Raw genomic sequence first — 11,875 nt, forward strand, 5'->3', positions numbered from 1 at the left:
GGGGCGGGTCCGGGGGCGCCGGCGGGCCGCTGTTGTCGGCGGGCCCGGATAACCTCGTAGACGTGTCGTCCCTTGCGCTGTACCGCCGCTATCGCCCCGAGTCGTTCGCCGAGGTCATCGGGCAGGAGCATGTCACTGCCCCGCTGATGCAGGCCCTGCGGAACAACCGGGTCAATCACGCGTACCTGTTCAGCGGGCCGCGCGGCTGTGGAAAGACGACCAGCGCGCGCATCCTCGCCAGGTGCCTGAACTGTGAGCAGGGTCCCACTCCGGACCCGTGCGGGGAGTGCCAGTCCTGCCGCGACCTCGCCAGGAACGGGCCGGGGTCCATCGACGTCATCGAGATCGACGCCGCCTCCCACGGTGGCGTCGACGATGCCCGTGACCTGCGGGAAAAGGCCTTCTTCGGGCCCGCGTCCAGCCGGTACAAGATCTACATCATCGACGAGGCCCACATGGTCACCTCGGCGGGCTTCAACGCCCTGCTGAAGGTCGTCGAGGAGCCGCCGGAGCACCTCAAGTTCATCTTCGCCACCACCGAGCCCGAGAAGGTCATCGGGACCATCCGGTCCAGGACGCACCACTACCCCTTCCGGCTCGTGCCGCCCGGGACGCTTCGGGACTACCTCGGTGAGGTCTGCGGGCGCGAGGGTGCCCAGGTCGAGGAAGGCGTGCTGCCACTCGTCGTGCGGGCCGGCGCGGGATCCGTACGTGACTCGATGTCCGTCATGGACCAGCTGCTGGCCGGTGCGGGTGAGGAGGGTGTGACGTATGCCATGGCCACCTCCCTGCTCGGCTACACCGAGGGCGCGCTGCTCGACTCCGTCATCGACGCGTTCGCGTCGGGGGACGGCGCGGCCGCCTTCGAGGTCGTCGACCGGGTGGTGGAGGGCGGGAACGACCCCCGGCGGTTCGTCTCCGACCTGCTGGAGCGGCTGCGCGACCTCGTGATCCTGGCCGCCGTGCCCGACGCCGGGGAGAAGGGGCTGATCGACGCCCCCGCCGATGTCGTGGAGCGGATGCAGGCCCAGGCGTCCGTCTTCGGGGCCGCGGAGCTTTCGCGCGCCGCCGATCTGGTCAACGCCGGCCTGACCGAGATGCGGGGTGCGACCGCGCCCCGGCTGCAGCTGGAGCTGATCTGCGCCCGTGTGCTGCTGCCGGCGGCCTTCGGTGACGAGCGGTCCTTCCAGGCCCGGCTCGACCGTCTGGAGCGCAGCGGGGCCGCCGCCTTCGCCGCGGGGCCGCCGCAGGGCATGCCGCCCGCGGTGTCTCCCGCCATGGGTTACGTTTCCGCGCCCGAGGCCCACGGCATGGCGCCCGTCGGCCCGGGCGGGGGCGTCGCCGCCGCGCGTGCCGCCGTACAGGCGCAGGCACCGGCCCAGGGCCAGGGCCAGGGCCCGGGCCAGGGGCAGGTCCCGGCTGCGGCTCCGGTCCCGCCGCCCGTGCCGGCCGTCGCCCCGCCCGTCGTGGTTCCCGAGCCCGTACGGGCGCCCGAGCCGGCGGCGCCGCCCGCCGCGGCCCCCGCCGCCGGGGCCTGGCCGACCGCGGCCGCGCCCGGGCAGGGCGTCCCCGCGGCGGCGCAGCCCCCGGCCGCCCCCGCGGCCCCCGCCCCGGGCGCCTGGCCCGGAGCGGGCGGCGGTGCCACCGCCGGTGCCTGGCCGAGTGCGGCCGCGCCCGGCCAGGGGGCCCCCGCGGCCGCGCCCGGCCAGGGGGCCCCCGCGCCCGCACAGCCTGCCGCCGCCCCCGCCCCCGCTGCCGCGCCGTCCCCCGGGATGGCCGCCGGAGCCGGCCAGGTCCAGGCGATGTGGCCGGGCATCCTGGAGGCCGTCAAGAACCGCCGCCGCTTCACCTGGATCCTGCTCAGCCAGAACGCCCAGGTCACCGGCTTCGACGGAACCACCCTCCAGCTCGGCTTCCCCAACCCCGGAGCCCGCGACAACTTCGCGAGCAGCGGCAGCGAGGACGTGCTCAAGTCGGTCCTGGCCGAGCAGTTCCAGGTCCACTGGAAGATCGACGCCGTGGTCGGCGGTGGCCAGCAGGCCCCCCAGAGCGGGTACGCGGCCCCGCCCCCGCCCGCCTACAGCCAGCCGCCCGCCCCGCAGGCCCAGGCTCCGTACCAGGCCCAGGCGCCGGCGCAGGCCCCGCAGCCCCCCGCCGCGCAGCAGCCGCAGTACCAGCCGCCCCAGCAGTCGGCGCAGCCGTCGGCCCCCGCGCAGCAGCCGCCCGCGCAGCAGGCGCCCCCGCCGGTCGCCCCCGAGGACGACTTCGCGGAGGACGACGACCCGGACCTCGTCGAGAGCGCGCTGACCGGACACGACCTCATCGTGCGCGAGCTCGGGGCCACCGTTGTGGAGGAATACACGAACGAGTAGGACCGTCCCATTGGGTGGCCGCACGAAAGGGAATCCGGAGCGCGGGCTACGCTTCATGGCGTGAAGGTCCTCGTCATCGGCGGCGGCGCCCGCGAACATGCCCTGTGCCGCTCTCTGTCCCTCGACCCCGACGTCTCCGCTCTGTACTGCGCCCCCGGTAACGCGGGGATCGCGGATGTGGCCGAGCTGCGGGACGTCGACCCCCTCGACGGCGACGCCGTGGCGCGCCTCGCCACCGAGCTCGACGCGGCCCTGGTCGTCGTCGGCCCGGAGGCCCCGCTGGTCGCCGGAGTCGGCGACGCCGTCCGCGCGGCCGGCATCCCCGTCTTCGGCCCCTCCGGCGAGGCCGCGCAGCTCGAGGGCTCCAAGGCCTTCGCGAAGGACGTCATGGCCGCGGCCGGCGTTCCGACCGCGCGCAGCTACCTGTGCACCACCCCGGACGAGGTGGACGCGGCCCTGGACGCCTTCGGCGCCCCGTACGTGGTCAAGGACGACGGCCTCGCGGCCGGCAAGGGCGTCGTGGTCACGGAGGACCTCGCCGCCGCCCGCGACCACGCGCTGGCCTGCGACCGCGTCGTCATCGAGGAGTACCTCGACGGACCCGAGGTCTCCCTCTTCGCCATCACCGACGGCGTCACCGTGCTCCCGCTCCAGCCGGCGCAGGACTTCAAGCGCGCGCTCGACGGCGACGAGGGCCCCAACACCGGCGGCATGGGCGCCTACTCCCCGCTGCCCTGGGCCGACCCGAAGCTGGTCGAGGAGGTCATGGCGAGCGTGCTCCAGCCGACCGTCGACGAGCTCCGCCGCCGCGGCACCCCGTTCTCCGGCCTGCTGTACGCGGGTCTCGCGCTCACGAGCCGCGGCGTACGGGTCATCGAGTTCAACGCCCGCTTCGGGGACCCCGAGACCCAGGTGGTCCTGGCCCGGCTGCGCACCCCGCTCGCGGGCGTGCTGCTGAACGCGGCCAACGGCACCCTGGACCAGCAGGCCGAGCTCCGCTGGAGCGAGGACGCAGCCGTCACGGTGGTCATCGCCTCCCACAACTACCCGGACACCCCCCGCACCGGGGACCCGATCGAGGGCCTCGCCGAGGTGGCCGCCGAGGACGGGCCCGACGCGTACGTGCTGCACGCCGGCACCCGCCGCGAGGGCGACGCGGTGGTCAGCGCGGGCGGCCGCGTCCTGTCGGTGACGGCGACCGGTTCCGACCTGGCGCAGGCCCGTGAGAAGGCGTATAAGGCCGTCGCGCGGATCCGGCTGGACGGATCGCAGCACCGCACGGACATCGCCGCCAAGGCGGCCCAGGGCGGCTGAGCCCGCCCGACCAGTGGCTACGCGGACCCGCGGGCCCGGTGCGCACACCCCGCGCCCGGGCCCGCGGGCGTGTCCGCGTGCGAGTGCATCCGGCCGCGTTCGAACGCACCCAGCTTTACCCAAAGCCATTCCATCGGGTGATCTCACCCGGTCTGCCTGACGCCCGGACGAGCCCCAACTAGGGTGCGAGGCCAAGCATTCCGGCACTTGGCCCACCGGCATTGCGATGTCAGTGGCGGGTGTCACAGTGGGGGAGTGAGCAACGTCGCCGCAGGGCAGAGGGGGTGAGGTCCGGTCGTGTCCGGAACCGGTTCGATCGTGGAAGTGAGCGCGCCGTCCGCGCGTTCCCGAGCCCTGGCCGTGCTGCGCGTGCGCAGTACGGCCCTGGCCCTCGGGCTGCTGCCCGCCGCCCTCGCGGTGGTGCTGGTCAGCGCCCGAGTGACGGGCCGGCTGGCCGGTGACCCCTGGCCCGTGGTGACCCTCGTCGTCTGCGCGGTCGCCGCCCTGGTGCTGCTCGTCGGCGGGATCTTCGCCGCGGTCGTGCTGAGGGCGGGCCCCGCAGTGACGCCCACCGTGCCGCTCCCGGAGCAGTCCGCTCCCGACCTCTACCGGCTCGTGCGGGACCTGGCCGACCGGATGGACGTCCCGGCGCCCTCCGCGATAGCCCTGACCCCGGACTGCGACAGCTGGCTGGAGGACCGCTCCCACGCGGCCCACCGCAGGAGCGCCGCCCGTGCCTCCGCCGGGATCGCCGGAGCCGCCGGCCCGGAGACGGAGCCGGGCGCCGCCCCCGTGCTGGTGATCGGTTCACCCTTCCTGTGGTGGATGCGGGTCGCCGAGCTGCGGGCCGTCCTCGCGCCGGTCGTCGCCGGCACGGGCCCTTCCGCCCACCCCGACATAGCCGACGCCCGGGGCTTCGTACGCGGGCTGGACGCGGCCGTGGACGTGGGCAACCGGCGTGGCCTCGGCTGGATCGCCGCCCCCGCCCGGCTGCTGCTGCGGCTGTGCCGGGTCGACGCCGCCGAGATGGAGCGCGGGGTGGCCGCGGCCGCCTCGGAGCGCGCACAGGGTGTGGACTACGGGCTGCGCATCGTCGCCCAGGAGCAGGTCGGCCTCGCCTACGCGGGCTGGGACCGGCTGCTGACCCGGGTCGCGCTGCCCGCCTGGCGGATGGGCCGCTGGCCCGCGCACCTCGACGCCGGAGTGGTGTCCGCGCTGACCGAGCTGTCCCGGCGCGACCGGCTGGCCGACGGGTTCACCTCCCGGCTCGGCGAGCGCCCCGCCTGCGACCTGCTGGAGCGCCCGGGCGTCGTCGACGAGGCGGCCTCGCTGCTGGCCGCCCGGCTCTTCCACGGCGGCCCCGCCGAGGCCGGGCCCGACTGGTCCCCGGTGGACTGGGCGGAGTATCCGGAGGAGGTCGTGGACCGCAAGTGGCGCACGGAGGCGTCCCGCCTGCACGCCGCGCTGGACGCCCTGGCCGTCCCGGCCCGCCCGGGTCCCGCCGCCGTCGGGGCCGCCGCGTCCGTCCCTGCGGCGCCCTCCGCGGACGGCTTCGCCGGGCCGACCCTGGAGCGCGTGCTCGGCCACCTCACCGATCCCTCCGGCAGTGGCGCGGCCGGTGAGGCGCTGGCCGGGCGGCTCAGCGGGGACCTGGCGCGCGAGGAGCGGGCCGCCGGGGCCGGACGCCCCCGCACCGCCAAGGAGCGCGGGGGGGACTGCGTACCGCTCTTCCCGCTCCAGCCGCCGCGCACCGGGCGGGACCTGCTGGCCGACCACGTCACCGCGATGGTGTGCTGCGCCGCCGTGGACTCGGCGGGGGCCGCTCCCGGACTCGACTGGCTGGACGGCCCGGTACTGCTCGTCGGCGGGGCCCGCTGCACCGACCTGGCACCGCTCGTGCTGTGCCTGGTCGAGGACGGGGACCCGGAGCCCCTGCGGAGCTGGCTCGCGGAGTTCGGCGTGCGTACCGAGAAGCCCGTCCGGCTCGTCTGAAGCACTTCCGTCCGAGGGCTCTCACACCGGGTTCTGCCACCGGGCGCCGGCTCACCCGCCGGGTTACGGGTCGTACACACAAGCGGATCCGAATGTTCCGTTCACGTCAATTCGCGACGAACGGTGACGGACTGAGTGCGTTATGTGATGTGCTGGGACCGGCTCGACGCAGACAAGTCCGGGGGAGCGAGGGAGGGGAGCGGTTACATGGGTGCGGACCAGATCCGTCGCTGGGAGTCAGGTGCGCTCGCGCACGCGGTGAACGACCCCTTCGGGCAGGGCCCCCTGCCCTGGTTCCGGGGGAGTGAGCTCTACTTCGACGACACCGGCCAGGTCGTCCCCTGGTACGTGGACCCGGCCGCCGCGGTGGCCGGGGCGGCCGCGGGCAGCGGCACCGGCCGGATCCCCCGCGCCCGGGGCGCCGGCGGCCCCCTGACCGCAGACGACGTGCACCGCCAGATCAAGGGCTTCGCCTCCACCGGAGCCGTCGCCCCCGGCGAGGCCATCGACTTCCACATCACCGTCGACCCGCCCCAGCAGTTCTCCGTCGACGTCTACCGGATCGGGCACTACGGCGGGGACGGCGCCTCCAAGATCACCACCAGCCCGCGGCTCTCCGGCATCGTCCAGCCGGCCCCGCTCACCGCCGACCGCACGGTCTCCTGCCACCACTGGTGGCTGTCCTGGCGCCTCCAGGTGCCCTCCTACTGGAGCATCGGCGCCTATGTGGCCGTCCTCACCACCGCCGACGGCTACCGCTCCCACATCCCTTTCACGGTCCGCGACGACCACCCCGCCGACCTGCTCCTGCTGCTCCCCGACATCACCTGGCAGGCCTACAACCTCTACCCCGAGGACGGCCGCACCGGCGCCAGCCTCTACCACGCCTGGGACGACGAGGGCCGCCTGCTCGGCGAGCAGGACGCGGCCATCACCGTGTCCTTCGACCGCCCCTACGCGGGCGCCGGCCTGCCCCTCCACGTCGGCCACGCCTACGACTTCATCCGCTGGGCCGAGCGCTACGGCTACGACCTCGCCTACGCCGACACCCGCGACCTGCACGCCGGCCGCGTCGACCCCAGCCGCTACCGCGGCCTGGTCTTCCCCGGCCACGACGAGTACTGGTCGGGCCCCATGCGCCGCACCGTCGAGCGCGCCCGTGACAACGGCACCTCGCTCGTCTTCCTCTCCGCCAACACCATGTACTGGCAGGTCGAGCTGGCCCCCTCCCCCTCCGGGACCGAGGACCGGCTCCTCACGTGCCGAAAACGCCGCGGCCCCGGCCGCCCCAGCCTCTGGCGTGAAGTGGACCGCCCGGAGCAGCAGTTGCTCGGCATCCAGTACGCGGGCCGGGTCCCCGAGCCCGCACCCCTGATCGTCCGCAACGCCTCGCACTGGCTCTGGGACTCCACCGGAGCCGGGGAGAACGACGAGCTGCCCGGCCTGGTCGCGGGCGAGGCCGACCGCTACTTCCCGCGCACCCAGCTCCCCCAGCACCAGGACCGGATCCTCCTCGCGCACTCCCCGTACCTCGACACCGAGGGCCACCGCCGCCACCAGGAGACCTCCCTGTACCGGGCCCCCAGCGGCGCCCTGGTCTTCGCCTCCGGCACCTTCGCCTGGTCCCCCGCCCTGGACCGCCCCGGGCACGTGGACGAGCGGGTGCAGCGGGCCACCGCCAATCTCCTCGACCGCATCTGCAAGAGGGACTGAGCCGCGGGACACCCCTGGTCACACACCCCCCTGGCCGGGAAGCGGGTCCCGGTGCGCCAGAATGGACCCGCGCTCGTACAGAACCACAGGGAGACCCCGTGTCCGGATTCGTCGAAAAACCTGAGCCGGCGCAGGTGCCCGGCCTCGTCCACCTCCACACCGGGAAGGTGCGAGACCTCTACCGCGACGAGGACGGCCGTCTCGTCATGGTCGCCAGTGACCGCCTGTCCGCCTTCGACTGGGTCCTGCCGACCGAGATCCCGGACAAGGGACGCGTGCTCACGCAGCTGTCCCTGTGGTGGTTCGACCAGCTCGCGGACCTCGTCCCCAACCACGTCATCTCCACCGACCTGCCCGCCGGCGCCCCCGACGACTGGGCCGGCCGCACCCTGATCTGCAAGAACCTCGACATGGTCCCCGTCGAGTGCGTGGCCCGCGGCTACCTCACCGGCTCCGGCCTCGCCGAGTACGTGCAGACCCGTACGGTCTGCGGTCTCGGCCTCCCCGAGGGCCTCGTGGACGGCTCCGAGCTGCCCGGCCCCATCTTCACCCCGGCCGCCAAGGCCGAGGTCGGCGAGCACGACGAGAACGTCTCGTACGAGGAGGTCGCGCGCACCACCGGTGCCGAGACGGCCGCGCTGCTGCGCCAGACCACCCTGGCCGTGTACAGCCGCGCCCGCGACAACGCCCGCGAGCGCGGGATCATCCTGGCCGACACCAAGTTCGAGTTCGGCTTCGACCCCGCGGACGGCACCCTCGTCGCCGCCGACGAGGTGCTGACCCCGGACTCCTCCCGCTTCTGGCCCGCGGACCAGTGGGAGCCGGGCCGCTCGCAGCCCTCGTTCGACAAGCAGTACGTCCGCGACTGGCTGGCCTCCCCGGCCTCCGGCTGGGACCCGAAGGGCGAACTGCCGCCGCCGGCCCTCCCGGCGCAGGTCGTCGCCCGGACCCGCGCCAAGTACATCGAGGCGTACGAGCGCCTGACCGGCCAGAACTGGTCCTGACGACGAAGAAGGCCCCGATCGGAGATCGGGGCCTTCTTCGTTCTGAGCGGACAACGCGACTCGAACGCGCGACATCCACCTTGGCAAGGTGGTGCTCTACCAACTGAGCTATGTCCGCACTGCGCCGTGGCGCGAGAGCAACTATACCCAACCTCGGCGCCGTGCGAGACGCACTGCGGTGTGCCGGTTCTCCGCACCCAGTTTCGTGGCCGCCGAGGACAGGTAGTTCCGGACCGTCCCCTGGGACAGCGAGGCGCGCTCCGCGATCTCCGCGATCGGCGCGCCGTCCGCCGCCAGCTCCAGCACCTCGGCCTCCCGGGCGGTCAGCGGCGAGTCCCCCGCGCTGATCGCGTCGGCCGCCAACTCCGGGTCCACGTAACGCCCTCCCCCGTGCACGGTCCGGATCAGCTCGGCCAGCCGCTGCGCCGAAACGGTCTTCGGGGTGAAGGCCCGCACCCCCGCCGCGAGGGCCCGCTTCAGGTGTCCCGGGCGGCCGTGACTGGTCACGATCATGACCTTGCAGTCGGGCAGTTCGGCCCGCAGGGTTGTGGCGACACTCACACCGTCCGCCCCAGGCATCTGCAGGTCGAGCACCGCCACGTCCGGCCGGTGGGCCCGCGCCATGGCGAGCGCCTCGGGTCCCGAGGCCGCCTCGGCGACGACCAGCAGGTCGTCCTCCAGCGAGAGCAGCGCCGCCAGCGCGCCCCGGATCAGGTGCTCGTCGTCGGCGAGCAGTACGCGTACGGGACTCATGCCCACGCCTCCAGTCGTTCGGACCGCGGTCCGGGTATCTCGGCGCGCAGCCGGAACCGGCCGCCGTCCAGGGGCCCCGCCCGCAGGGTCCCGTCGAGGACGGCGAGCCGCTCGCGCAGCCCCGCCAGTCCCGATCCGGGCGGCCCCGCGGGGACCTCGGGGGCCCCGTCGTTCTCCACCACCAGGGTCACGCAGCCCTCCGCGGGCGCGGTGAGCCGGATCACGCAGCTCTGCGCGTCACCGTGCCGCAGCACGTTCGTCGTCGCCTCTCGCACCACCCAGCCGAGCGCGGACTGCACCTCGGCGGGGAGCGGGCGGTCGGCCTCGAAGTCGACCCGGCAGTCCATTCCGGCGGCGGTCAGCACTCCGCGGGCGCCCTCCAGCTCCACTTCGAGGTCCGCCTCCCGGTAGCCGCGTACGACGTCCCGGACCTCGCGCTGCGATTCCCGCGCGATGCGCTGGACCTCGATCATCTGGTCCACGGCCTCGGGCCGTTCACGCCGGGCCAGCTGCACCGCCAGTTCGCTCTTGAGCGCGATCACCGCGAGGTTGCGGCCCATCACGTCGTGCAGGTCCCGCCCGAAGCGCAGCCGCTCCTCGGCCACCGCGAGCTGTGCCTGGACCTCCCGGGCGCGGTCGAGTTCGTAGACGGTGCGCAGCAGCCAGCCGGAGAACCCGCAGGTGAAGGTGAGGAAGGCGCAGGACACCAGGACCACGACGAAGTACCCGATGACCTCTTCGAGTTCCAGGCCGAGCGCGGCGACGACCACCGTGGTCCCGGCGGCCGCGAGCGGGGGAACGTACTTCATGTGCCGGACCTTCTCCATGGCGAGGGCGAGGGATCCGCAGCCGAAGCAGCTCACCCCCACCACCAGCCCCGGCGCGGCGGACTCGTCGAGCGCGCCGAACCGGCGCAGGAGGAGGAAGAGCAGAACGGCTGCGGCGGTGAGGGCCGTCACGAGTGCCGCGAGCCCGACCGGCCGCTCACGGCGGCCGGAGACGAAGTCCAGGGCCCTGGAGGAGAGGAAGCCGACGATGACGGAGTGGGCGCAGACCACCAGGAAGGCCGTGAGCGCCAGGGACCGGGGGGTGTGGTTGTTCTGGACCGTGAAGCCGGCCAGCCCGAAGGAGACGATCTCCAGGAGCACGAAGAAGTGGAAGGACCAGCGCGTGTACAGCTCGACCTTCCCCGCACTGCTGCGGTTCTTCCACCACCCGGTCAGCTTCGACACGTTCCCGTCCCCCGATCAGCGTCAGCGCCGCGGTTCCCGGCGGAACCACCGCTGGACAGCAAACACGGTGATCACGGTCCGGGCCAGCGCCCCCGCGCGAGGGCGAGCCCGGCATGCCGAAGGAGGCCCGGAACACGGTGTCGGTGGTCATGGTCCAAGCCTGGTGGCGCCCGTACGGGCCCGGCAGTGCGCGCTGTCACGGCCCGGCATGACATTTGTCAGGGCGGCCGCGCGCTTTCGCCGAGCGGCGGACATACGAAGAAGGCCCCGATCGCAATGATCGGGGCCTTCTGCATACAGAGCGGACGACGCGACTCGAACGCGCGACATCCACCTTGGCAAGGTGGTGCTCTACCAACTGAGCTACGTCCGCATGCAGTGCACTGCCGGGGCAGTACGTGCATCACTCTACCCGATCCACCGAGGTGGTCGGAAAGCGATACAGAGCGGGTGACAGGGATCGCACACTGCGCCTTCCCTCTGGAAGAGGGATGTTCTGCTACTGAACTACACCCGCACGACCTTCGGGGTCTTGCCTTTCGGCCTGGCCCCTCGGCGTGATCCAGACTCTAGCCGACGGATGGGGGTGGATGGCAAATCGGCCCTCAGTGCGCGGCGTTGTAGGCCTCGTAGATCTTCTTGGGGATGCGGCCGCGCGGCGGGACCTCGAACTGGTTGGCGCGGGCCCAGGCCCGGACGACCGCCGGGTCGGGGTCGACGGACGTGTGCTTGAACACCTTCCCCGAGCGGGACTGGCGGCGGCCGGCGGCCACGAAGGGGGCCAGGCTCTTCCGCAGTTTCTTTGCGTTCGCCACATTGAGGTCGATCTCGTAGGACTTTCCGTCCAGAGCGAACACGACCGTCTCCGCCGCTTCTCCGCCATCGATGTCGTCGGAGAGCGTGACCACTACGCGCTGCGCCACGGATATCGGTCCCTTCGGTGCGACGTGCCGCGCGCTGACGTGCGGCGATGTCGCCTGTGTGGATGTTTTGGGGCAATGCATCTTTGAAGCAGAATCCCGGCTGATTCCTTTGTACCGCGATTCCCATTGCATTGCGAAGCCCAGTTAATTCTCTCCGCGTGTCCCGCCGCAATGCCGGGTGCGCGTTTTTCCGGCGGATTTTGCGAAGCGTTGGTGAAGCCGAAACAGGCCGGTGATCATGGCCGTTGGATATCTACCCGCGTAGAAATTTTGGCCGGGTACGCTGAGGGAACCGCCTTGCACCAACCACCTCATCGGGAGTGCCAGTGGCACGCGTCGTAGTCGACGTCATGCTCAAGCCGGAGATCCTCGACCCCCAGGGCCAGGCGGTGCAGCGTGCACTGCCGCGCCTGGGCTTCGCGGGGATCGCCGACGTCCGCCAGGGGAAGCGCTTCGAACTGGAAGTGGAGGGACCGGTCGACCAGGCCGCCCTCGACCGCATCCACAAGATGGCCGAAACGTTCCTCGCCAACACCGTCATCGAAGACTTCACCGTGAAGGTCGAGGCCTGA

9 protein-coding genes and 3 tRNA genes are annotated in these 11,875 nt (G+C 72.9%); 6 read left to right on the forward strand and 6 right to left on the reverse strand.

The genetic code is table 11. The annotated features are described in order from the left end of the window. Positions 1-62: 62 nt before the first annotated feature. The 5 genes from ACZ6Y1_RS10115 (at position 63) to ACZ6Y1_RS10135 (ending at position 8,395) form a co-directional block, all read left to right on the forward strand. On the forward strand, positions 63-2,372 hold the full coding sequence (locus tag ACZ6Y1_RS10115; protein WP_469625620.1) for a DNA polymerase III subunit gamma and tau: 2,310 nt from the start codon (positions 63-65) through the stop codon (positions 2,370-2,372). Between the two features lie 60 nt (positions 2,373-2,432). Continuing rightward, complete coding sequence (gene purD, locus ACZ6Y1_RS10120; protein WP_469625624.1) at positions 2,433-3,686, forward strand: phosphoribosylamine--glycine ligase; 1,254 nt, start codon at positions 2,433-2,435, stop codon at positions 3,684-3,686. Positions 3,687-3,983: 297 nt separating this feature from the next. Then, entirely contained in the window at positions 3,984-5,678 is a 1,695-nt protein-coding gene (locus tag ACZ6Y1_RS10125; RefSeq protein WP_469625626.1) for a M48 family metalloprotease, read from the forward strand. Between the two features lie 207 nt (positions 5,679-5,885). Then, the gene (locus ACZ6Y1_RS10130; protein ID WP_469625629.1) at positions 5,886-7,391 is read left to right on the forward strand and encodes a N,N-dimethylformamidase beta subunit family domain-containing protein; all 1,506 of its coding nucleotides are present in this window, start codon (positions 5,886-5,888) and stop codon (positions 7,389-7,391) included. Between the two features lie 98 nt (positions 7,392-7,489). Further along, entirely contained in the window at positions 7,490-8,395 is a 906-nt protein-coding gene (locus ACZ6Y1_RS10135) for a phosphoribosylaminoimidazolesuccinocarboxamide synthase (protein WP_469625631.1), read from the forward strand. 45 nt (positions 8,396-8,440) lie between these two features. Here ACZ6Y1_RS10135 and ACZ6Y1_RS10140 read toward each other — a convergent pair. The 6 genes from ACZ6Y1_RS10140 to ACZ6Y1_RS10165 form a co-directional block, all read right to left on the reverse strand. Beyond that, a tRNA-Gly gene (locus tag ACZ6Y1_RS10140) sits at positions 8,441-8,513 on the reverse strand. A gap of 23 nt (positions 8,514-8,536) precedes the next feature. Beyond that, a complete protein-coding gene (locus tag ACZ6Y1_RS10145) occupies positions 8,537-9,148 on the reverse strand; it encodes a response regulator (RefSeq protein WP_469625633.1) in 612 nt (203 codons plus the stop codon). Then, the gene (locus ACZ6Y1_RS10150) at positions 9,145-10,380 is read right to left on the reverse strand and encodes a sensor histidine kinase (protein WP_469625636.1); all 1,236 of its coding nucleotides are present in this window, start codon (positions 10,378-10,380) and stop codon (positions 9,145-9,147) included. The genes ACZ6Y1_RS10145 and ACZ6Y1_RS10150 overlap by 4 nt, the downstream gene beginning before the upstream one ends. A gap of 300 nt (positions 10,381-10,680) precedes the next feature. Beyond that, a tRNA-Gly gene (locus ACZ6Y1_RS10155) sits at positions 10,681-10,753 on the reverse strand. Between the two features lie 72 nt (positions 10,754-10,825). Then, positions 10,826-10,897: transfer RNA gene (locus ACZ6Y1_RS10160), tRNA-Gly, on the reverse strand. Positions 10,898-10,985: 88 nt separating this feature from the next. Further along, on the reverse strand, positions 10,986-11,303 hold the full coding sequence (locus tag ACZ6Y1_RS10165; RefSeq protein ID WP_469625638.1) for a histone-like nucleoid-structuring protein Lsr2: 318 nt from the start codon (positions 11,301-11,303) through the stop codon (positions 10,986-10,988). A gap of 326 nt (positions 11,304-11,629) precedes the next feature. Between ACZ6Y1_RS10165 and purS the strand changes: the two genes are divergently transcribed. Continuing rightward, positions 11,630-11,875, forward strand: coding sequence for a phosphoribosylformylglycinamidine synthase subunit PurS (purS, locus tag ACZ6Y1_RS10170; RefSeq protein WP_365172338.1), 246 nt, complete (start codon positions 11,630-11,632; stop codon positions 11,873-11,875).

It is taken from the genome of Streptomyces sp. NPDC053432 (genome assembly GCF_055585365.1).